Origin of the sequence: Sphingobium sp. PAMC28499 (assembly GCF_004795815.1) — a bacterium.
In the GTDB taxonomy this organism is placed as follows: Bacteria; Pseudomonadota; Alphaproteobacteria; order Sphingomonadales; family Sphingomonadaceae; genus Sphingobium; species Sphingobium yanoikuyae.
Window position 1 is genome coordinate 2,793,338 of record NZ_CP039248.1, and the last position, 21,369, is coordinate 2,814,706.

Below are 21,369 nucleotides of genomic sequence, written 5' to 3' on the forward strand. Positions count from 1 at the left end.
CGTGCGGGCGCTGATGTGCGAGGCGCATGGCGCGCCCGAGCAACTGGCGTTCCGCGATGTGCCCGTGCCCCAGCCCGGGCCGGGCGAGATCAGGCTGGCGGTGCGGGCGGCGAGCGTCAATTTCCCCGACGCGCTGATGATCCAGAATCTCTACCAGACCAAGCCGCCCTTGCCCTTCATCCCCGGCGGCGAAGCGGCTGGGGTGGTGGAAGCGATCGGCGAGGGCGTCAGCGGTTTTCGGGTCGGCGACCGGGTGGCGGCGATCCCGTTCCAGGGCGCCTTTGCCGAGCAGGCGGTGGCGCCGGCTTTCCGCACCAGCATCATTCCCGATGCGATGGGCTTCGACGTCGCGGCCGGTTTCACCATGGTCTATGCGACGGCGCTGCACGGGCTGCGCCAACGCGGGCGGTTGCAGGCCGGCGAGACGCTGCTGGTGCTGGGCGCCGCGGGCGGCGTCGGGCTGGCGGCGGTGGAGATCGGCAAGCGCATGGGTGCGCGGGTGATCGCGGCGGCGTCCAGCGCGGAGAAGCTGGATCTGGCGCGGGCGCATGGCGCCGACGAGACGGTGAATTATGCTGAGGTCGACATCAAGCAGGCGGTGAAGGCGCTGGCCGGAGAGCGCGGCATTGATGTGATCTTCGACCCGGTCGGTGGCGATCTGGCCGAGCCGGCCTTTCGCACCATGGGCTGGGACGGGCGCTATCTGGTGGTCGGCTTTGCCGCCGGGACCATTCCCGCGATCCCATTGAACCTGCCGCTGGTGAAGACGGCGTCGATCGTCGGCGTGACATGGGGGATGCACAGCCGGCGCGAGCCGGACATCCATGCGGCCAATATGGCGCAGCTTTATGATTGGTATGAACAGGGCGGGCTGCGGCCGGCGATCGGCGCGCGCTTCGGCTTTGACGAGAGCCGGGAAGCGATCCGCTGGATCATGGATCGCAAGGCGCAGGGCAAGGTGGTGATCGAGATGGCCTGATCGCGAGAGCGGAAGGACATGAGATCACCCCATGCCGTCATTGCGAGCGCAGCGAAGCAATCCACCGGCGCGAGATGGATTGCTTCGCTGCGCTCGCAATGACGAATCTCTTTTATCCCGTCGGCCAGTTGGCGAGCGGGGCGCCGGCGATGGCGGTGCGGGCCTGGACGATCATGCCCTTGCCGCGCGAGACAACATAGAGGGTGCGGCGGTCCGGCCCGCCCCAGCAGAGATTGGTCGGCATCGCGATCTTTTCGCCGGCGGGATCGTGGAGAATGTCGACTTGGCGGCCCTGCGGCGTCAGCGCGACCAGCCGGTTGGAAAAGGGCAGGGTGATCCAGAGATTGTCGGCCATGTCGAAGGCGATGCCGTCGCAATAGCCCAGCGCCGCTTTTTCCTGCGGCGGCAGTGCCAGGATCGCCTTGACCGTCTGGTCGGGGACGACGGTGCCGAGTTGCGGGCCGAAATCCTGCGGGTCGGCAAGGGTGCCGTCGGCGTTGCGGCGCCAGCGGCGGATGCGCCCTTCGGCGGTCAGCGAGGCATAGAGATGGCGTTCGTCCCGGTCGAGGCAGAGGCCGTTGACCCCGCGCAGGTCGCGCGCAACGATCGCGGCGCTGCCGTTCGGCCGGATCATGTAGATGAAGCCGGCCGGCGTGGTAGTGCCGATATTGGCGACCGGCCCCCAACTGCTGTGGGTGCAATAGATACTGCCATCGCGCGCGGTGGCGGGGCCGTTGGAGGCGACGAGTTGGCGTCCCTCCAGTTCCGAGACAAGCGTTTCGACCGTGCCGGTTTCGAGGGTGATGCGCTGGAGCGGGCCGGGCTGCTGCTTGAGCAGGCCCATATTCGCGACGATCACGCGGCCCTGCGTATCGACGGCGACGCCATTGGCAGCGAGCGGGGCGCCGACCTGCCGCAGCGGCTGGCCCGGCGCCAGAATACCGATCGCGCCGCCGCTGTTGGACAGGAACAGGCGGCCGTCGGGGGCGCTGGCGACGCCCTCGGCATGGTCGAGGCCGTCGATGACCAGGCTGAAATTCGCCGGGGTCAGGGGTGCCGGGACCGTGGAGGCACGCGGCGTGCTGGCGCGGGTGCAGCCGGCGAGCGCGAGTGCCGCGCCGCCGAACAGGGCCGTGCGCCGGTTGACCTCCATCTCAGCGCACCGGCGCGAAGCCGGCGATGCGGTGATCGCCCGCTTCGACCGGGCGGAAGCGCAGGCGCATGTCGCAGGCCGGTTCCACGCCTTCATCATCGACCAATATGCCCGCGATCCGCACGCCCGGCGCATCGTCGGGCTCGAACAGGATGACGGTGTAGGGGACTTCAGCCTTGTGGTCGCCGGGCAGCAGGCTGCGGATCACGGTGGTGAAGCTATAGGCCTTGCCCTCGGCCGAGACCGGGCGCCATTCCAGCACGGAATCGGGCTTTCCGGGGATGACTTCTGGTGGATACCAGACCCATTCGCCAGTTTCGGCGTCGGCGGTGATGCGCAGTTCGCCGGCATCGAGGCCGTCATAGAAGCCCTGGAACAGCGGGTCTTCCAGATGGACGGGATAGATGGGAACGCCCATGGTCAGTTCCTCGCAAGGATGGTGGTGGAATGATTATTGCCGCCCAGGCCCGCGACCGCGCAGAGGCGGGCATCGGGCACCTGGCGGTCGCCCTCCTGCCCGCGCAGCTGGCGCACGGCTTCGATCAGCAGGTTGATGCCGGGGACATAGCCACCCGACATATGTCCGCCGCTGGTATTGACCGGCATCCGGCCACCCGGTTTCGCATGGCCGGCGGCGTAGAAGCGTGCGCCCTCGCCGCGATCGCACAGGCCCAGCATCTCGGTCTGGACGATCGCCGAGATGGAGAAGCCGTCATAGACCTGGGCTAGGTCCAGATCCTTGGGGTCAACGCCGGCCATGGCATAGGCCTGCGCGGCCGAGTCCCAGCCGGGATAATCGAAGGTGCAGGGCTTCTGCGTGAACAGCACGCCATGGGGGTAATTATTGTAGCCGATGCCGACGCCCTGCACCGCTATCACCGGATGGGGCAGGTCGCGGGCAGCCTCCACCGCGCTCACCACATAGGCGCCGCCGCCATCGGTGGTGAGGCAGCAGTCGGCGACCCGCAGCGGGGTCGAGATCATCGGCGTCTGGCGATAGGCGTCGAGGTCCATCGGATCGCGCTTCTGCGCGCTGGAGGTCAGCGCCGCCCAGGCACGGTAGGTCATCGATACCGAGGCCAGTTCCTCCTCGCTCATGCTGAATTCATGGGCATAGCGATTGGCCATGGTCGCGAAATAGGTGGGCTGGCCGAAGAAGCCGGCGGGCATTTCCAGCCCGGCCTTCTGCGGCTCGCGCGCGTGGAAGCCATAGACGCCGCCCGGCTTGGTCGAGCGAATGGCATAGGGGACGAGGACATGGCGGGCGAGCCCGGCCTCGATCGCCAGCTGCGCCAGCCGCAGCGCGTCACCGGTGGTGGCGGTGCCGCCCGCCGTGTCGGCAACGGCAGTGAAGCGCCGGGTGGCGGCGCCGATCGCATGGGCGACCTCCTCCGACGGGTGGCCGACATATTTGTTGCTGACATGGCCGTCGATATCGGCGGGGGTAAGGCCCGCATCGGCGATCGCGGCCAGGCTGGCGCGGGTCATCATCTGCATCACCGTTTCCTCGCCCTTGCGCAGGAACGCGGTTTCGCCAATGCCGGTGATGGCGATTTTATTGCCCTTCATCATGCGTCCTTGAACCCCTTGCCCTGTGCCACAAGTCGCTCGATCAGCGGCGACGGGGTGAAGGCGGCGCCATGCGCGGCCTCCAGCGCCTTCAATCGGTCGAGGACGGTGGGAAGCCCCTGGAGATCGGCCCAGAACATCGGGCCGCCGCGATATTTGGGCCAGCCATAGCCGGTGATCCAGACGATATCGACGTCGGACGCGCGCGAGGCGATGCCTTCGTCTAGGATGCGGGCGCCTTCATTCACCATGGCGAAGAGGATGCGGTCCTGGATTTCCGCGTCGCTGACATCGCGGCGGACGATGCCCTGCTTCGCGGCGAAATCCTCGATCACCTGCATCGCGACCGGCGAGGGGGTCTGTTTGCGGTTCTCGTCATAATCGTAGAAGCCGCCCTTCGTCTTCTGCCCATGGCGGCCCATTTCGTTGAGGATTTCGCGGACATTGGCGGAGCTGGTCGTCTTGGGGTTCCAGCCGACATCGAGCCCGACCAGGTCGCGCATCTGGAAATGGCCCATGGCAAAGCCGAAGTCATAGAGCACCTTGTCGACCGCCCAGGGCGTGGCCCCTTCAAGGATAAGCTGGTCCGCTTGCGTATTGCGGGCGGCGAGGATGCGGTTGCCGACGAAACCATAGCCATTGCCGACCAGCACGCCGATCTTGCCGATCGTCTTGGCGAGCTTCATGGCGGTGGCGATGATTTCCGGCTTCGTGTCTTTGGTGCGGACCACCTCCAGCAGCTTCATGACATTGGCGGGCGAGAAGAAATGGAGGCCGACGACGCTGTCGGGCCGGCTGGTGGCGGCGGCGATGTCGTCAATGTCGAGATAGGAGGTGTTGGTGGCGAGGATGGCGCCCGGTTTGGCGATCTTGTCCAGTTTGCCGAAAACCTCGCGCTTGACGTCGATCTGCTCGAACACCGCTTCGATGATGAGGTCACAATCGGCCAGATCCTCCATCGCGATCGATCCGGTGAGCAGGCCCATGCGGGTGTCGACATCCTCGGGCTTCATCTTGCCCTTCTTGGCCGTCGTCTCATAATTGCCGCGGATGATGCGCAGGCCGCGGAACAGCGCGTCCTCATTGGTTTCGACCAGGGTGACGGGGATGCCGGCATTGGCGAAGTTCATCGCGATGCCGCCGCCCATGGTGCCGGCGCCGATGACGCCGACCTTGGCGATCGGCAGGATGACGGTGTCGGCGGGCAGGCTGTCGACCTTGGCGGCCTGACGCTCGGCGAAGAAGACATGGCGCTGGGCGGCGGACTGGCTGTCGGCCTGCAGTTCGTTGAACAATTGGCGCTCGAAGATCATGCCCTCGTCAAAGGGCAGGTCCAGGGAGGCCTCGACGCAGCGGATGATCGCTTCGGGAGCGTTGAAGCCGCGGAATTTGCGGGCATTGGCCTTGCGGAAATCGGCGAAGATTTCGGGCTTGCCGCGCGCTTCGTCCAGCTTCTCGGTGCGGTCGCGGACCTTGAGCAGCGGGCGGCCTTCATCGAGCATGCGCTGGGCAAGGGCGATGGCGTCGGCGCGCAACTGGCCTTCGGCGGCGAGTTCGTCGATCAGGCCCATCTCTTTGGCCGCCTTAGCCGAGACCGGGCTGCCGGCGGTCATGAGGTCCAGCGCCTTTTCGACGCCGACGATGCGGGGCAGGCGCTGGGTGCCGCCGGCGCCGGGCAGCAGGCCCAGATTGACTTCAGGCAGGCCGCATTTGGCCGAGGGGACGGCGATGCGATAATGGGCGACGAGCGCGAGTTCGAGGCCCCCGCCCAGCGCCGTGCCATGGATGGCGGCGATCACCGGCTTGGTGGCATTCTCCACCACCAGTTGCAGGTTGCGCAGCGTGGGTTCGACCGGCGGCTTGCCAAATTCGGTGATGTCTGCGCCGGCAAAGAAGGTGCGGCCTTCGCAGATCAGCACCATGGCGCCGACCGCCGGATCGCCGATGGCGGTTTCGACCGCGCTGGCGACGCCCTGGCGCACGGCGTTGGAGAGGGCGTTCACCGGCGGCGAGTTGACCATGATGACCGCGATGGAGCCTTCCACCGCATAGGTGACGACGTCATTGACCTTCATTCAAGCCTCTGTGCGTTTGGGCGCCCGGCTGGCCGGCGGATTGCGCGGCCAGCACCTGACGGGCGCGTTGGCGGAAATAATGCTGGAGCCCGGCGATCTCGTCGTCGGTCAGTTCCTGGAAGCGCGGCATGCCCCGTTCGCGCAGGATGCCGTTGTGCAGCACATCCTTCATGCTGGCGGTGTCGAGCGGGACGCCCGACTGGAGCAGGTCCGGCGCAGCGCCGCCCGACACGGCGTTGGCGCCATGGCAAATGGAGCAGCGCTGGCCAAAGACGGTGGCGCCGATAGCGGCCCTGGCCGGATCGACGGCGAAGGCGGGATCATCGATCACCGGCATGTCGACGGGATCGACTTTCGGCAGCGCCGCCTTGCCATCGAGGGCGAAGGTCAGGACGCGCCATTGCTGGGTGCGGTAATTCCATTCGCGCGGCAGGCCGATCGCGCTGGGGAAGCGGGAGCCGGCGATGACCGTCACATATTGCCGGCCGCGGGCGCGATAGCTGATCGGCTGGGCCATCACCGCGGTCTGGGCATCGAACGACCAGAGCGGCTTGCCGCTGGTGGCAGCATAGGCGACGAACTTGCCGCTGGCATTGCCCTGGAACAGCAGGTTGCCGGCCGTGGTCGCGGTGCCGCCGCCGCCGCGCAGGCCGGGCATGGGAATGCGCCAGGCCTCGCTCTGCGTCACCGGGTTCCAGGCGAGCAGGAAGCTGGTGGCGGGGCGATCGGGCGTGACGCCGGGCGGCGGCGCGCCGGTGCCGACGCTGATGCGCTGGCCATCGAGATGCTTCCAGCCCGCGAGCGGCTCGGCCGGGTCGATATAGACCCGGCCCTGATCCATCGTCGGGATATAGACGAGGCCGCTGCCCGGATTGAAGGACATCGCCTCGATATTATGGGCGCCGAAGGGCGAGGGATAGACGATCGCCGCCTTGCCGCCGGGATAGCGGGCAGCGGGGTTCTCGATCGGCCGGCCGCTCTTAACGTCGATGCCGCTGGCCCAGTTGACCGGGACGATGTTGCGGGCGGAGATCAGCTTTCCGGTGGCGCGGTCGATGACGTAGAAGAAGCCGTTCTTGGGCGCGTGCATGAGCACGTCGCGTTCCTGTCCGTCGATCTTCAGCTGGGCGAGTTCCATGTCCATCGCCGAGTTGAAGTCCCAGGTCTCGCCCGGATTGGTCTGATAGTGCCAGACATATTCGCCGGTGTCGGCATCGAGCGCAACGATCGAGCAGAGGAAGAGATTGTCGCCGCCGCCCGGACTGCGGATCTTCTGGTTCCAGGGCGAGCCATTGCCGACGCCGATATAGATGCGGTTATATTTTGGGTCATAGGCCATGGCGTTCCAGGCGGTGCCGCCGCCGCCATATTTCCACCATTCGCCGGTCCAGGTCTTGGCGGCCATCGCCATCGCTTTGTTCTCGAAGCCGAGCTTCGGGTCACCGGGCACGGTATGGAAGCGCCAGAGCTGCTTGCCGGTCTTCTGGTCATAGGCGGTGACATAGCCGCGGATCGGGGCGAAATCGGCGCCGCCATGGCCGATCAAGACCTTGCCGTTGAACACCCAGGGCGCGCCGCTGATATAGCGTTCGTCATCCTTGCCGATGGTCTGGGTCGACCAGAGCCTGTGGCCGGTGCGGGCATTGATGGCGATCAGCCGGCCGTCGATCGTGCCGACATAGACGGCGCCATTGTCATAGGCGATGCCGCGACTGCCCCAGGCGCCGCGCATCTTCTGGTCGGCGACCTTCCAGCTTTGCGGATCATAGGTCCAGAGTTCATGGCCGGTGGCAGCGTCGACCGCGTGGACGACGCTGTAGCCCGAGGCATAGTATAGGATGCCGTCGACCGCGATCGGCGCGGTCAGGCTGGAGCCGCCGCCGTCGATATCCTGATACCAGGCGAGGCCGAGCTGGCCGACATTATGGTCGTTGATGTCCTTCAGCGGGCTATAATGATTTTCATCGATGCCGCCATAGCCGGGCCAGTCGGTGCCATCGCGCCGGGCCTGGCCCGAGGGCGCGCAGGCGGCGAGCAAGGCCAGAAACGGCAGAGTGAGGGACGCAAGACGCATGAAGATCAGCCCCCGATCGTCCGGTCGGACGGCCAGAAACGCTGGCGCAGCGCCTTCTTGTTGACCTTGCCCATGATGGTGCGGCCGATGTCATCGACCATCTCGTAGCCGCGCGGGCATTTATAGCCGGCAAGGCTGGCGCGGCAGAAGGCGTTGAGCTCGTCGGCGCTCGGCGGATCGGCCGGATCGCGCGGGATCACCAGCGCGCGGGCTTCCTCGCCCATTTCCGCATTGGGGGCGGCGACCACGGCGATGTCGGCCACCTTGGGATGGCGCAGCAGCACATGTTCGGATTCCGCCGGATAGATGTTGACCCCGCCCGACACGATCATGTCGGACACGCGATCGGTGATGAAGAGATAGCCCGCATCATCAACATAGCCCATTTCGCCCAGGGTGAAGATGCCGGGCGCGATATGGGCGGCGGCGGTCTTTTCCGGGTCGCCGCGATAGACGATGCCATGGCCGCTGGTGTCGCGGAAATAGACCTGGCCAACTTCGTTGGCGCCCAGCACCGCGCCGTCGTCGCCATAGATGACGGTTTCGAACGGGGCCAAGGCGCGGCCGACCGATCCGGGGCGTTCCAGCCATTCGGGCGAAGTGATGAAGGTGGTGGAGCCGGCCTCGGTGCCGCCATAAGCCTCCACCAGCACCGGGCCGAACCAGTCGATCATCGCCTGCTTGACGGCGCGCGGGCAGGCCGCGCCGGTATGGGCGAGGCGCTGGATGCTGGAAATGTCGTATTTCGCGCGTATCTCTTCCGGCAGGGCGAGCATGCGCTGGAAATGGGTGGGGACCATGACCGATCCGGCGACCCGATATTTCTCGATCAGCGCCAGCGCCCTTTCCGCGTCGAAATGCTCGACCGTGATGAGGCTCATGCCGCCGAACACGTTGCGCGCCATGCCGAGCGGGCCGGTATGGTAGAGCGGGCCGACGGCGATGCCGGGCGAGGGGGTGATGCGGGCGCGCACCGTTTCCGCCAGTGCCTGCACCGTGGCGACGCGCGGGAAATATTGCGGCGGGGTCTCGGTCGCCTTGGGCCGGCCGGTGGTGCCGGATGTATAATGGAGATGGGGCAGCGGCGCGACATCGGGATCAGGCTCGGCGGTCGAGGCGGCGGCGAGCCACGCTTCCCAATGGATCATGCCCTCACGATCGGGGCAGCGCCAGCCGATGACGGTGGCGACGCCCGCCTCGGCCGCGGCGGCGAGGCCGGCCTCCATCGTTTCCGGACCGACCAGCAGCGCGACGGCGCCGCTGTCCTTCAAGATATAGGCGGCCTCCGACGGGGTGAGATGGAAGCTGACCGGGACGCTGGAAATGCCGGCCTCCAGACAGGCGACATAGGCGATCACGGTTTCGGCGCTGTTGGGCGCGAAGACGGCGACCCGGCGTTCGTGCAGGTCGAGGCCGTTCAAGGCGTTGGCAGCGCGGTTCAGCAGGTCATCCAGTTGCAGCCAGTCGAGCGAGACGCGCTCGTCGGTCAGCGCCATGTCGGTGCGACGGTCGGGCGCGACAGCCTGGAGGGTGAGAGACATGCAGCGTCCTTTCAGGCGGCCGGCGCGTGGACGGCACGCGCGGCGATGGTGGGGGCGAGATAGCGCAGGGCCATGCGGAAGGAGAGGAGGGCGACGACCGAGCAGACGGTGACGACCACCGCCAGCGACTGGCCCAGCGCGGCTTCCGACCGGAAGACATATTGAGTGAGCGCGGCGACGATCGCCGGGCCGGCGCCCAGGCCCAATATGGTGAAGACGAACAGGAAGAAGGCCAGCATCCGCGCGCGGATCGTCGCCGGCGCGATCAGCCCCATGATCGAGGAGACATAGACCATGAAGGGCACGGTGATGAACTGCGCCACGCAGTAGCAGACCAGGAAGACATAGACGTTGGTGGCGAAGAACATATAGGCGATCACCGGCAGGAAGCCGAGGATCAGCCAGCTGTAGAAACGCAGATGGGCGTCCTTCATGCCGCGCGTGAAGAGCCGGTCGACGATCCAGCCGTTGATCACCAGCGACACGGCCGACACGATGTTCATCAGGCTCAACGCCACGCCATATTGCACCGGCTTCCAGCCGAAATGCCGTTCGATATAGGCGGGCACCCAGTTGGTCATCGAATAGCCGCACATGGCAAGGCAGGATGTGCCGACCAGCATCAGCGCCAGCAGCCGCCAGTTCTGGCGCACGAATCCGGCGATCGCGCCCTTTTCCGCGACCGGGCGCGCGGCCCTGGTCGCGCCGCGGCGGCCCGGTTCGGGGAAGGTGAAGACCAGCAGGGCGATGAGCAGGCCGGGCACGCCGACCATCATCATCACCAGCTGCCAGGGCTGGGCCGGGCCATGGAAGGGAATATGGATGCCGCTATGCGCGGCGGCGAAGGCGATGGCGACGCCGCCCAGGGCAAATGCTGTTGCTGAGCCGACCTTGCCCGCCATCTGGAAGGTGGAGGTGGCGCGGGTCAGCAGGCGCGGCGGGAAGGCGTCGGCGATCAGCGAATAGGCGGCGGGCAGCAGCGCCGCCTCCCCCACGCCGACGAAGATGCGGCCGACCAGCAGCGCCTCATAGCTTTGCGCGAAGCCGCAGGCGGTGGTGGCGACGGCCCAGAGCGCGACGCCGCCGAAGATGATCCAGCGGCGCGAATAACGGTCCGCCGCCCAACCGAGCGGCAGGCCGAAAATGGCATAGAAGATGGCGAAGGAGGTCGAGGTGATCATGCTGACCTGGACATCGCTGAGCAGCAGATGCGCCTTGATCGGCGTGACCAGCATCGACACGATCAGCCGGTCGACCCAGGACAGGACATAGAGGCCGAACAGCACCGCCACCATCCACCAGGCGGTGCCCAGTTGCTGGGTATCGCCGCCGTCCGGGGCTTTCTCCTGGCTGGTCATTAGCATGATCCTTCCCTCCGCCCTCTTTTGTGGCTCAGCGTTGCGGCAATGCGTTGAGTTCGGCGATCTTGAGCTTGCCGAGCTGGGCCATGTGGACTTCGTCCGGCCCGTCGGCGAGGCGCAGGTAGCGCGCGTTCATGAAGGCGGCGGCAGGCGGGAAGTCGCTGGCCATGCCGATGCCGCCGAACACCTGCATCGCCCGGTCGGCGACCGTCTGGGTCATGCGCGGGGCGACGATCTTGATCGCGGCGATCAGATCCTTGGCGACCTTGTTGCCATGACGGTCCATCGCGTCGGCGGCCTTGAGCGTCAGTAGCCGGGCCTGCTCGATTTCGCAGAAGGACAAAGCGATATCCTGGCGGATGCTGCCCTGGTCGGCGAGCTTGCGGCCGAAGGCGACCCGGCTGTCGACGCGGCGGGCCATATATTCGAGCGCGCGCTGGGCCTGGCCGATGAGGCGCATGCAATGGTGGATGCGGCCCGGCCCCAGGCGGCCCTGCGCGATTTCGAACCCGCGTCCTTCGCCCAGGATCAGATTTTCCCTGGGCACGCGCACATCCTTGAAGACCATTTCGGCATGGCCGCCGGGCGAATGGACGGCGTTCATCACGTCGAGCGGGCGGACGATCTCTATCCCCGGCGTGTCGGCCGGGATCAGGATCTGCGAATGCTGCTGGTGGCGCGGCCGGTCCGCATTGGGGGTGCGACCGAGCAGGATATAGACTTTGGTCAGCGGATCGAGCGCGCCCGAAATCCACCATTTGCGGCCGTTGATGACATAATCGTCGCCATCGGCGACGATCGTCGTTTCGACATTGGTGGCGTCGGACGAGGCAACGCCCGGCTCGGTCATGACATAGCAGGAGCGGATATCGCCGGCGAGCAGGGGCTTGAGCCACTTCTCCTGCTGCTCGGGCGTGCCGTAGCGGGCGAGCACTTCCATATTGCCGGTGTCGGGCGCGGAGCAGTTATAATATTCGGACGATCCGATCACCCGGCCCATCAGTTCGGCCAGCGGCGCATATTCGAGGTTGGTGAGGCCGGGGCTCCATGCCCCATATTCATGCGGCAGGAACAGGTTCCACAGGCCCGCTTCCTTCGCCTTGGCCTTGATCGTCTCGGTGCCCGGCCAGCGCTGCCACAGATGGGCGGGATCATGGTGGAAATGATCCCGTTCCTTCTCGATCGGATAGACATGGGCGTCCATGAAATCGGTGAGCTGCGCCCGCAGCGCCTGCACCTTGTCGGAATATTCGAAATCCATGCGATCGGTCCTTTTGGGAAATGGGGCGAAGGCGGGCAGGGGATCAGGTCAGCGTCAGGCCGCCGTCCACGATCAGCGTCTGCCCGCAGATGTAAGTGGAGAGGGGGGAGGCGAGGAACAGGGCGACGCCGGCCATTTCCTCCACCGAGCCGAAGCGGCCGAGCGGGATGCGCGACAGCGCGCGGTCGCGCCGTTCGTCATTGTCCATCGTCACCTTGGTCATCTTGGTATCGACCAGGCTGGGGGCGATGCCGTTGACGCGGATGCCCTCGCCCGCCCAGGCGATGGCGAGCGCCCGGACCAGATTGACCGCGCCGGCCTTGGACGCGGCATAGGCGGGGTTGCCGAAGGTCGCCTTGAACCCGCCGATCGAGCTGACGACGATGACGGCGCCCTTCGTGGCGGCCAGCGCATCCTTGAAGCGGTTGGAGATGTGGAGGATGGAGTCGAGATTGACCGCCATCACCTTGTTCCAGCCGTCGACCTCGAACTCCTGGCGGCGATAGAGGACGGCGCCCTGCGAATGGATGAGGACGTCCAGCGCATCGAACGGCGCGGGCGCGGCGGCGATCGCGGCGGGATCGCTGACATCGACCTGGGTATAGCCGATGCCGTCGAGGTTCGAGCCTTCCTCGCCGGCATAGTCGACGGCGCTGGCGCGCGTGCCCCAGACATGGACGCGGGCGCCGCGCTTCAGGAAGGCCTGGGCCATGCCATTGCCGATGCCGCTCGATCCGCCGACCACCAGCACCGTCTTTGCGGTGAAGTCCAGTTCATTGCCCAAGGGGGAACATCCTTCCTGCATGTCAGCGGATCAGCGCCTGGGCGCGGTCGAAAAGGTGGATGGCGCGGCTGTGCAGCCGATCGCCGGTGTCGCGTGGGGCCTTGCCGGCGCAGGCGCGGGCATGGGTGCCTTCCAGCAAGATGCCGAGCTTGTAGCAGGCGAGGACATGATACCAGTCGACCGCCGACAGATCGCGCGCGGAGCCGGCGCCATAGCGCGCGACCAGCTCGGCGGCCGTCGGGAAACCCTCCCACGGCGTGATCGACACGGTGCTGGCGCCGCTGCCGTCGGGCCAGGTGGCGAGCACCCAGCCCAGGTCCAGCAGCGGATCGCCGATCGTCGCCAGTTCCCAGTCGATGATCGCGGCAAGATCGCCGCTGTCGGGGCGGTACATGACATTGGCGAGATGATAGTCGCCATGCATGATGCCGGGCGTGAAATCGGCCGGGCGGTGCCGTTCCAGCCAGGCGGCGATGGCGTCGACCGAGGGCAGCGCCTGCGGCCCGGTCCAGTCGGAAAATTCGCCATAGCCGGCAAGCTGGCTGCGCCAGCGATCGACCTGGCGGCCGAGGAAATTGTCGGGCCGGCCGAAATCGGCGAGGCCGAGCGCCTGATGATCGAGCGCGCCCAATGCGGCGATGCCGTCGACCAGGGCCAGGCCCATGGCGTGGCGCATCGTGGGCGAACCGGCATGGGGCATGGGCAGCTTGCCGACCGGATTGAAGCCATCGACCGGCTCCATCAGGTAGAAGGCGACGCCCAGCACGCTTTCGTCGCCGCAATCGGCGATCAGCGCGGGATGGGGGACATTGGTGCCGGCGATGGCGCGCAGCAGTCGCGCCTCGCGCCGCATGGTTTCATTGCTGTTGGGGCGGGGGTGTGCCGGCGGGCGACGGAAGATATAATCGCGGCCGTCGCGGGTCAGGCGCAGCAGGATATTCTGCGTCCCCCCGGCAAGCGGCGTCACGTTGTCGATCGGACCGGAGCCAAGCCCCTGATCCGTCATCCACGCCGCCAGCGACTCGATGTCGACCGCTGATTCCACTTAGGCATCCCTCGCTTTTTTCGACTGTTAGCCGTCGATTAGGTCAATTGGATAATGCACTTGACGAACCATCATTGCAATGAGAAATTGCACTCATGGTCAGACTTCAACTCGCCAAGGCCGAAGATGCCACCCGCGGATCCGCTGCCGAGCAGATCAAGCAGGTGGCGTTGCGCCTGTTCGCCGAAAAGGGCGTCGATGGCGTGACCGTGCGCGAGATTGCGGCGGCGGCGGGGCAGAAGAATCACGGTGCCGTCAGTTACTATTTCGGGTCGAAGGAGGCGCTGGTCCGGGCGCTGGTGATGGATGGGGCGATGGCGCTGGAGCGGGAGCGCAATGCGGCGCTCGACGGGCTGGAGGCGCAGGGCGGGCCGCGCACGATCCGCGAAGTGGTGGAGATATTGGTGCGGCCGGTGCTGGCGCTGCCCGATAGCCATTATGTCCAGTTCATCGTCATCTTTGCCATGACCCATCGCGACATGATGCTGGATGCGATCGATCCGGCCTGGAACAATGCCTATGGCCGGTGCCTCGATCATCTGCGGGGCATGATGGCGGATTTGCCGGTGGCGCTGCAGAACCAGCGCTTCGTGTTCATGGGGGCGTATCTGAGCGCCGTGCTGTCGGCCCGGCAGCGCGCGCTGGCCGACGAGAGCCGGGCGCATCCGATGTGGGGCAGCGAGGCGAGCGTCGAGCATTTCCTGCAGACGCTGGTGGCGTTGCTGGAAGCGCCAGCGGACCTGCCGGCGGCGATGCTCAGGCAATTGGGACAACGCGGCGGCGCTATTCCGGATCGACCCGGCCCTGTCGGTTGAACCGGGGCGCAATCACAATCAGAACATAGAAGACGAAACAAGCGGAGCGGGATGATGGCAGTTACGGAAAGGATCGGCGAAGCAGAGCACGCGCGCACGGCAGAGCTGCTGGCGATGCCGCTGGCCGAACTGATGGCGCAGGCGGCGGCGCTGCGCGACGAAGGCCATGGCCGGGTGCAGAGCTGGTCGCGCAAGATCTTCATCCCGCTGACCCAGCTATGCCGCAATCTCTGTCATTATTGCACCTTCTCCCAGCCGCCCCGGCCGGGCGAGAATGCCTATATGACGCGCGAGGAAGTGCTGGCGGTGGCACGCGCCGGCAAGGCGGCGGGCTGCACCGAAGCGCTGTTCACGTTGGGCGACAAGCCGGAATTGCGCTTCGCCGCCGCGCGCGAGGAACTCGCGCGGCGGGGCCATGACAGCACCCTGTCCTATCTGGCGGAAATGGCGGCGCTGGTGCGCGACGAGACCGGGCTGCTGCCGCACATCAATGCCGGGGTCATGACCCGCGAGGAAATGGCCGGTCTGCGCCGGGTGTCGGTGTCACAGGGGCTGATGCTGGAGTCGGTGTCCGACCGGCTGTGCCGCAAGGGCGGCGCCCATTATCGATCGCCCGACAAGGAACCGGCGGCGCGGCTGGAGACGATCCGGCTGGCGGGGGAACTCGCCATCCCCTTCACCACCGGCATCCTGATCGGCATCGGCGAGACGCGCGAGGAACGGATTGAGGCACTGGAAGCGATCCGCGACCTGCAGGATGGCTATGGCCATATCCAGGAAGTGATCGTCCAGAATTTCCGGGCCAAGGAACGCACGGTGATGGCCAATGCGCCCGAGCCGGACATGGATGATCTGCTGTGGACGATCGCGGTGGCGCGGCTGATCCTGGGGCCGGAGATGAATATCCAGGCGCCGCCCAACCTGTCGGCGGCGGACTTCTCCCGTCTGATGGCGGCGGGGATCAATGACTGGGGCGGGGTGTCGCCGGTGACGCCCGACCATGTGAACCCGGAAGCGCCTTGGCCGGCGGTCGAACGGCTGCGCGCGGCGACGGAAGGCGAGGGACGGATGCTGGTGGCGCGGCTGCCCGTCTATCCCGCCTATGCGCAGGATAATGACCGCTGGCAGGACCAGGCGATGGTTCGCCATGTGCTGGCCCATGCCGATGCGATGGGCTTTGCGCGCGAGGATGACTGGTCGCCGGGCATCGCGCTGGAGCCGCGGGTGACGCGCCCGTCGGCGCTGCCGGTCGATCCCGCGATCGGGGCGATCGTCGACCGGGCGATGGCCGGCGCTCTGCTGGCAGAAGCCGAGATCGAGACGCTGTTCACCGCGCGCGAGAGCGACCTGGAGCATGTCTGCGCCAGTGCGGACGCGCTGCGGATGCAGGAGATGGGCGACACAATCAGCTATGTCGTCAACCGCAACATCAACTATACCAATATCTGCGCCTATAAGTGCAGCTTCTGCGCCTTTTCCAAGGGCGACAAGGCGGAGGCGCTGCGCGGCAAGCCCTATGATCTGGATCTGGAGGAAGTGGTCCGCCGCACCCGCGAGGCGTGGGAGCGGGGCGGCACCGAAGTCTGCCTGCAGGGTGGCATCCACCCCCATTATACCGGCGACACCTATCTGAACCTGGCCCGCGCGGTGAAGGCGGCGGTGCCCGAGATGCACATCCACGCCTTTTCCCCGCTGGAAGTGTGGCAGGGGGCGGCGACGCTGGGCCTGCCGGTCGAGGATTTCCTGCGCCGGCTGAAGGCGGTGGGCCTCGACACGCTGCCCGGCACGGCGGCCGAGATACTGGATGACGAGGTGCGGGCGATCATCTGCCCGGACAAGCTGGACACGGCGCAATGGCTGGAGGTGATCGAGACCGCGCATCGCGTCGGCTTCACCACCACCGCGACGATCATGTTCGGCCATGTCGATACGCCGCGCCACTGGGCAAGGCACCTGATCCGCATCCGTGACCTGCAGCGGCGGACCGGCGGCTTCACCGAATTCGTGCCCTTGCCCTTCGTCCATATGGAGGCGCCGATGGGCGTGCGCGGCCAGTCGCGCCATGGCCCGACCTTCCGCGAGGTACGGCTGATGCATGCGGTCGTGCGGCTGGCGCTGCACCCGCACATCCGGTCGATCCAGACCAGCTGGGTCAAGCTGGGGCCGGAAGGGGTGAAGGCCTGCCTGGAGGGCGGCGCCAATGACCTGGGCGGCACGCTGATGAACGAGAGCATCTCGCGCGCGGCCGGCACCCAGCATGGCCAGGAAATGCCGCCCGCCGCGATGGAGGCGCTGATCCGGTCGATCGACCGCACCCCCCGGCAGCGCAGCACCGCCTATGGCGGCGTGAGCGAAGACATACATGCACGCGGAATGACCGCGGCGGAACTGACACCCATGGTCCTGACGCCCCCGCGCAAGCGGCGGCGCGAGGCCGATACGAACCAGGAGAGGTTTGAATATGCAGAATGACGCTTTGGCGACGGTCGCCGTGCTTGGCGGGACCGGCAAGGAAGGTGGCGGCCTGGCGCTGCGCTGGGCGCACAAGGGGCACAAGGTCATCATCGGCAGCCGCACCGCCGAGCGGGCGCAGGAAGCGGCCGATGCGATGAACGCGACGCTGGGCGGCGGTTCGGTCGTCGGCGTCGCCAATCCCGATGCAGCGGCGCAGGCCGACATCATCGTGCTGGCAGTGCCCTATGCCGCGCAGCAATCGACGGTGAAGGATGTCGCCGATGCGCTGGCGGGCAAGATATTGATCGACGTGACCGTGCCGCTGGTGCCGCCCAAGGTCAGCCGGGTGCAGTTGCCCGACGGCGGATCGGCGGTCGAAGCGGTGCAGAAGATGCTGGGCGAGGGCGTTCGCGTCGTGTCCGCCTTCCAGAATATCAGCGCGCATCACCTGACCAAGCTGGACGAGGAGATTGAGTGCGACGTGCTGGTCTGCGCCGACGACAGCGAGGCGGCGGACCAGGTGGTCGCACTGGCGCAGGAAATCGGCCTGCGCGCCTGGAATGCCGGGCCGCTGTGCAATTCGGTTGTTGCAGAAGGACTTACGTCGGTCTTGATTGCGCTCAATCGGCGGTACAAGGTACCCGGATCGGGTATTCGCATCACCGGAGTGTAAGCTGCATCCATGATAGTCGCACCGGTCGCCGTCACATTATCGGCCCTGAACGGGGTTCCCATGGTTGCGCCGGGCGACGATCTGTCGGCCATGCTGCTGTCGGCCTGTCATGCCAATGGTCTGTCGCTGCAGGATGGCGACATCGTCGTGCTGGCGCAGAAGATCATATCCAAGGCGGAGGGACGCGCGGTGCCGCTGGCCGGTGTATCGCCCTCGGCCGAGGCGATCGATCTGGCAGCGCAATGCCACAAGGATCCCCGGCTGGTCGAACTGATCCTGTCGGAGAGCGCGAAATTGATGCGGGTCCGGCCGGGCGTGCTGATCGTGCGCCATCGGCTGGGTCTGGTGCTGGCCAATGCCGGGATCGACCAGTCCAATATCGCGCAGGATGGGGATGGCGTCGCGCTGCTGCTGCCGCTCGATCCCGATGGCAGCGCTGCGGCGCTGCGGCGAGCGGTGCATGATGCGCTGGGCATCGATATCGCAGTGGTCATCATCGACAGTCTGGGCCGGGCCTGGCGGAAGGGCACCTGTGGCGTGGCGATCGGCGTCGCGGGCATGAGCGGCCTGCTCGACCTGCGCGGCGAGCCGGACCTGCATGGCCGGCCGTTGCAGACCAGCGAACTGGGCCTGGCCGACGAGGTGGCGGCCGCCGCCTCGCTGATCATGGGGCAGGCCGGCGAAGGCCGGCCGATCGTCGTGGCGCGGGGCATTGCGCGAGGCCGCAATGAGGGCAGCGCGGCCGAACTGATCCGCGAACCGGCAATGGACCTGTTCCCATGAGCGTGCTGGCCCTGGCCGGGGGCGTTGGCGGCGCCAAGCTGGCCAATGGCCTGGCCGGCGTCGTGCCGCCCGGCGCACTGACCATTGCCGTCAACACCGGCGACGATTTCGTCCATATGGGGCTGCATATCTCGCCCGACATCGACAGCGTCACCTATGCGCTCGCCGGCATGAACGATAGTGTGCGTGGCTGGGGCGTGGCCGATGAAAGCTGGGCCTTCATGGACGCGACAAGGCGGCTGGGCGGCGAAAGCTGGTTCAACCTGGGCGATCGGGATCTGGCGACCCATGTGCTGCGTACCGCCTTGCTGCGCGAGGGCACGCTGTCTTCGGTCACGGCCGACATCGCCGCGCGACTGGGCATCGGGCCGGCGATCGTGCCGATGAGCGACGATCCGGTCCGGTCGATGATCGACACCGACCAGGGCGAAATGGCCTTCCAGGATTATTTCGTGCGCCATCAATGCGGGCCGCGCTTCAAATCGATCCGGTTCGACGGGGCGGCGGCCGCGCGGCCGAGCGCCGGTCTGGTGGCGGCGCTGGATGATCCCGCGCTGGAGGCGATCATCCTCTGCCCGTCCAACCCGATACTGTCGATCGACCCGATTTTGGCGGTGCCGGGTGTGCGGGACAGATTGATGGCGCGGCGCGTGCCGTGCGTCGCGCTCTCGCCCTTCATCGCGGGGCAGGCGGTCAAGGGGCCGGCGGCCAAGATCATGACCGAACTGGGCCTGCCGACGACGCCGGCGACGATCGCCCGCCATTATGACGGGCTGATCGACGGGCTGATGGTGGACGGTGCCGATGCACAGGGCTGGTCCGACGATGGGCTGGCGGTGCGCAGTACCGACATATTGATGCGCAATGTCGATCAGCAGGGGGCATTGGCCGCTCAGATGATCGATTTTGCGGCGACGTTGCGGCGCGCGGCGCCATGACCCTGTCCATCCTGATCCCGGCCAAGAGCTTCGCGCAGGGCAAGAGCCGGCTGGCGGAGGTTCTGGGGCCACGGGATCGGGCGGCGCTGTGCCGGCAATTATTGGGGCATGTGCTGGCAGTGGCGCGCGATGCTGGGCTGGATGCAACCACCTATGTCGTCAGCGCCTGCCCGGAGGTGCGCGGTTTCGCGACCGAGCGGGGCGCGAGGGTTCTGGCCGAGCGGGAGCCGGGGCATGTGCCGGCGCTGATGGTGGCGATGCAGGCGTTGCCGGTCGATCGCCCGGTGCTGATCCTGAGCGCGGACCTGCCGATGCTGGCGGCCGCGGACCTGCGCGCGATGGTGCAGGAACCCGCCGATGTGGTGATCGCTACCGACCGAGAGGGGCAGGGAACGAATGCGCTGTTGCTGAAGCGGCCTGGCCTCATCCCGCTGCGCTTCGGGCCGGGCAGTTGTGCCGCCCATGTCGGGGAGGCGGGACGAGCCGGACATCGCGTATCGATCCTCCGGCGGCCCGGTCTCGCCGACGATGTCGACCTGCCCGAGCACCTCCAAATATTTTCCGTTGGTGCATAATTGCCTTGGTCCTGCCGAACGGGCGGGGTAAGGCAATAAAATTGCATCTAGGTATATAATTGGAGGAGTCGGATGGCGGAGGCATATATTGCGGCCGTGGCGCGCAGCGCCGGTGGCAAGCGGGGCGGCAGGCTGGCGGGGGTGCATCCTGCGGATCTGGCCGGGCGCGTGCTGGCGGGACTGGTGGGCCGCAGCGAGATCGATCCGGCCGCGATCGAGGATGTCATCATGGGCTGCGCCTGTCCCGGCGGCGAGCAGGGCGCGAACATCGCCCGTAACGCCGTGCTGGCCAGCGGCCTGCCCGAATCCGTGCCCGGCACCCATGTCGACCGCCAGTGCGGATCGTCGCAACAAGCGCTGCATTTCGCCGCCGCGACGGTGATGGCCGGGGTGCAGGACGTGGTGATCGCCGCCGGTGTCGAGAGCATGACGCGCGTGCCGATGGGCCTGCCCTGGACGCTGGCGGCCAAACATGGCTTTGGCACCTATCGCAGTCCGGGGATCGAGACGCGCTATCCCGACACGCCGTTCAGCCAGTTTGGCGGGGCCGAGATGATGGCCCGCAAATATGGTTTCGATCGTGCCGCGCTCGACGCCTATGCGCTGGAGAGCCATCATCGCGCGGCGGCGGCGACGCAGGCCGGCAAGTTCGACGCGGAGATCGTGCCGCTGGAGGTCGAGACCGCCGAGGGTGAAAAGCTGGTCCACAAGGTGGATGAGGGCATTCGCTTCGACGCCAGCCTGGAGAAGATTGCCAGCGTCAAGCTGTTGACCGAGGGCGGGGTGATATCCGCCGCCAATGCCAGCCAGATCTGCGATGGCGCCGCGGCGCTGCTGATCGTCAATGAGCGGGGCCTCAAGACCCATGGCCTGACGCCGCTGGCGCGGGTGCATGAGATGACCGTGCTTGGGCATGATCCGGTCATCATGCTGGAGGCGCCGATCCCGGCGACCGAGCGGGCGCTGGCACGGGCGGGCATGACGCTGGGCGAGATCGATCTCTATGAAGTGAATGAGGCGTTCGCGCCGGTGCCGCTGGCCTGGGCCAAGGCGCTGGGCGCCGATCCGGCGCGGCTCAATGTGCATGGCGGGGCGATTTCGCTGGGCCATCCGCTGGGCGGATCGGGCGCCAAGCTGATGGCGACGCTGGTCAGTGCGCTGCATGATCGTGGCGCGCGCTATGGCCTCCAGACCATGTGCGAGGCCGGCGGCATGGCCAATGTGACGATCGTGGAACGGCTCTGAGGGGAATGGATCGGCCCTTCCCCGGTGGCGGGGAAGGGCCGATC

The 21,369-nt window shown here is 66.8% G+C and carries 18 protein-coding genes; 8 read left to right on the forward strand and 10 right to left on the reverse strand.

Annotated elements, in window-relative coordinates:
- The first annotated feature begins 1 nt into the window (after window position 1).
- The gene (locus tag E5554_RS13540; RefSeq protein ID WP_247594258.1) at window positions 2-979 is read left to right on the forward strand and encodes an NADPH:quinone oxidoreductase family protein; all 978 of its coding nucleotides are present in this window, start codon (window positions 2-4) and stop codon (window positions 977-979) included.
- A 112-nt stretch (window positions 980-1,091) separates the two neighbouring features.
- Here E5554_RS13540 and E5554_RS13545 read toward each other — a convergent pair whose 3' ends face one another.
- The 10 genes from E5554_RS13545 to E5554_RS13590 are packed head-to-tail and all read right to left on the reverse strand — an operon-like array spanning window position 1,092 to window position 13,842.
- Complete coding sequence (locus E5554_RS13545) at window positions 1,092-2,132, reverse strand: SMP-30/gluconolactonase/LRE family protein (RefSeq protein WP_136187095.1); 1,041 nt, start codon at window positions 2,130-2,132, stop codon at window positions 1,092-1,094.
- Window position 2,133: 1 nt separating this feature from the next.
- Window positions 2,134-2,550 carry an OB-fold domain-containing protein gene (locus E5554_RS13550; RefSeq protein ID WP_136187096.1) on the reverse strand — a complete coding sequence of 139 codons (417 nt, stop codon included), beginning with the start codon at window positions 2,548-2,550 and terminating at the stop codon, window positions 2,134-2,136.
- A gap of 2 nt (window positions 2,551-2,552) precedes the next feature.
- The gene (locus E5554_RS13555) at window positions 2,553-3,704 is read right to left on the reverse strand and encodes a thiolase family protein (protein ID WP_247594259.1); all 1,152 of its coding nucleotides are present in this window, start codon (window positions 3,702-3,704) and stop codon (window positions 2,553-2,555) included.
- A complete protein-coding gene (locus E5554_RS13560) occupies window positions 3,701-5,776 on the reverse strand; it encodes a 3-hydroxyacyl-CoA dehydrogenase NAD-binding domain-containing protein (protein ID WP_136187097.1) in 2,076 nt (691 codons plus the stop codon). The genes E5554_RS13555 and E5554_RS13560 overlap by 4 nt, the downstream gene beginning before the upstream one ends.
- Window positions 5,763-7,850, reverse strand: coding sequence for a PQQ-dependent dehydrogenase, methanol/ethanol family (locus E5554_RS13565; protein WP_136187098.1), 2,088 nt, complete (start codon window positions 7,848-7,850; stop codon window positions 5,763-5,765). The genes E5554_RS13560 and E5554_RS13565 overlap by 14 nt, the downstream gene beginning before the upstream one ends.
- Before the next feature lie 5 nt (window positions 7,851-7,855).
- A complete protein-coding gene (locus tag E5554_RS13570; RefSeq protein ID WP_136187099.1) occupies window positions 7,856-9,391 on the reverse strand; it encodes an AMP-binding protein in 1,536 nt (511 codons plus the stop codon).
- An 11-nt stretch (window positions 9,392-9,402) separates the two neighbouring features.
- A complete protein-coding gene (locus E5554_RS13575) occupies window positions 9,403-10,749 on the reverse strand; it encodes an MFS transporter (RefSeq protein ID WP_136187100.1) in 1,347 nt (448 codons plus the stop codon).
- Between the two features lie 34 nt (window positions 10,750-10,783).
- Window positions 10,784-12,013: an acyl-CoA dehydrogenase family protein gene (locus E5554_RS13580; protein WP_004212312.1), complete on the reverse strand. Its 1,230-nt coding sequence runs from the start codon at window positions 12,011-12,013 to the stop codon at window positions 10,784-10,786.
- Between the two features lie 43 nt (window positions 12,014-12,056).
- The gene (locus tag E5554_RS13585; protein WP_136187101.1) at window positions 12,057-12,797 is read right to left on the reverse strand and encodes an SDR family NAD(P)-dependent oxidoreductase; all 741 of its coding nucleotides are present in this window, start codon (window positions 12,795-12,797) and stop codon (window positions 12,057-12,059) included.
- Window positions 12,798-12,819: 22 nt separating this feature from the next.
- On the reverse strand, window positions 12,820-13,842 hold the full coding sequence (locus tag E5554_RS13590) for a phosphotransferase family protein (RefSeq protein WP_136187102.1): 1,023 nt from the start codon (window positions 13,840-13,842) through the stop codon (window positions 12,820-12,822).
- Window positions 13,843-13,937: 95 nt separating this feature from the next.
- Here E5554_RS13590 and E5554_RS13595 point away from each other — a divergent pair, with 95 nt between their 5' ends.
- The 7 genes from E5554_RS13595 (at window position 13,938) to E5554_RS13625 (ending at window position 21,325) form a co-directional block, all read left to right on the forward strand.
- On the forward strand, window positions 13,938-14,657 hold the full coding sequence (locus E5554_RS13595) for a TetR/AcrR family transcriptional regulator (RefSeq protein WP_010339005.1): 720 nt from the start codon (window positions 13,938-13,940) through the stop codon (window positions 14,655-14,657).
- Window positions 14,658-14,708: 51 nt separating this feature from the next.
- A complete protein-coding gene (cofH, locus tag E5554_RS13600) occupies window positions 14,709-17,129 on the forward strand; it encodes a 5-amino-6-(D-ribitylamino)uracil--L-tyrosine 4-hydroxyphenyl transferase CofH (RefSeq protein WP_136187103.1) in 2,421 nt (806 codons plus the stop codon).
- Window positions 17,119-17,784 (forward strand): NADPH-dependent F420 reductase, encoded by a 666-nt coding sequence (gene npdG / locus E5554_RS13605; protein ID WP_136187104.1) that lies wholly within the window; start codon window positions 17,119-17,121, stop codon window positions 17,782-17,784. Before cofH ends, npdG begins: the two co-directional genes overlap by 11 nt.
- Window positions 17,785-17,844: 60 nt before the next feature.
- Entirely contained in the window at window positions 17,845-18,567 is a 723-nt protein-coding gene (cofE, locus tag E5554_RS13610) for a coenzyme F420-0:L-glutamate ligase (protein WP_247594260.1), read from the forward strand.
- The gene (cofD, locus tag E5554_RS13615; protein ID WP_136187105.1) at window positions 18,564-19,505 is read left to right on the forward strand and encodes a 2-phospho-L-lactate transferase; all 942 of its coding nucleotides are present in this window, start codon (window positions 18,564-18,566) and stop codon (window positions 19,503-19,505) included. The genes cofE and cofD overlap by 4 nt, the downstream gene beginning before the upstream one ends.
- Complete coding sequence (gene cofC / locus E5554_RS13620; RefSeq protein ID WP_136187106.1) at window positions 19,502-20,080, forward strand: 2-phospho-L-lactate guanylyltransferase; 579 nt, start codon at window positions 19,502-19,504, stop codon at window positions 20,078-20,080. Before cofD ends, cofC begins: the two co-directional genes overlap by 4 nt.
- Window positions 20,081-20,152: 72 nt before the next feature.
- Window positions 20,153-21,325 carry an acetyl-CoA C-acetyltransferase gene (locus E5554_RS13625; RefSeq protein WP_136187107.1) on the forward strand — a complete coding sequence of 391 codons (1,173 nt, stop codon included), beginning with the start codon at window positions 20,153-20,155 and terminating at the stop codon, window positions 21,323-21,325.
- The last annotated feature ends 44 nt before the right edge of the window (window positions 21,326-21,369 follow it).

Coding starts and splice junctions, on each gene's coding strand:
- E5554_RS13545 (WP_136187095.1), bottom strand. CDS start 2,132: ATGGAGGTCAACCGGCGCACGGCCCTGTTCGGCGGCGCGGCACTCGCG.
- E5554_RS13550 (WP_136187096.1), bottom strand. CDS start 2,550: ATGGGCGTTCCCATCTATCCCGTCCATCTGGAAGACCCGCTGTTCCAG.
- E5554_RS13555 (WP_247594259.1), bottom strand. CDS start 3,704: ATGATGAAGGGCAATAAAATCGCCATCACCGGCATTGGCGAAACCGCG.
- E5554_RS13560 (WP_136187097.1), bottom strand. CDS start 5,776: ATGAAGGTCAATGACGTCGTCACCTATGCGGTGGAAGGCTCCATCGCG.
- E5554_RS13565 (WP_136187098.1), bottom strand. CDS start 7,850: ATGCGTCTTGCGTCCCTCACTCTGCCGTTTCTGGCCTTGCTCGCCGCC.
- E5554_RS13570 (WP_136187099.1), bottom strand. CDS start 9,391: ATGTCTCTCACCCTCCAGGCTGTCGCGCCCGACCGTCGCACCGACATG.
- E5554_RS13575 (WP_136187100.1), bottom strand. CDS start 10,749: ATGACCAGCCAGGAGAAAGCCCCGGACGGCGGCGATACCCAGCAACTG.
- E5554_RS13580 (WP_004212312.1), bottom strand. CDS start 12,013: ATGGATTTCGAATATTCCGACAAGGTGCAGGCGCTGCGGGCGCAGCTC.
- E5554_RS13595 (WP_010339005.1), top strand. CDS start 13,938: ATGGTCAGACTTCAACTCGCCAAGGCCGAAGATGCCACCCGCGGATCC.
- cofH (WP_136187103.1), top strand. CDS start 14,709: ATGATGGCAGTTACGGAAAGGATCGGCGAAGCAGAGCACGCGCGCACG.
- npdG (WP_136187104.1), top strand. CDS start 17,119: ATGCAGAATGACGCTTTGGCGACGGTCGCCGTGCTTGGCGGGACCGGC.
- cofE (WP_247594260.1), top strand. CDS start 17,845: ATGGTTGCGCCGGGCGACGATCTGTCGGCCATGCTGCTGTCGGCCTGT.
- cofD (WP_136187105.1), top strand. CDS start 18,564: ATGAGCGTGCTGGCCCTGGCCGGGGGCGTTGGCGGCGCCAAGCTGGCC.
- cofC (WP_136187106.1), top strand. CDS start 19,502: ATGACCCTGTCCATCCTGATCCCGGCCAAGAGCTTCGCGCAGGGCAAG.
- E5554_RS13625 (WP_136187107.1), top strand. CDS start 20,153: ATGGCGGAGGCATATATTGCGGCCGTGGCGCGCAGCGCCGGTGGCAAG.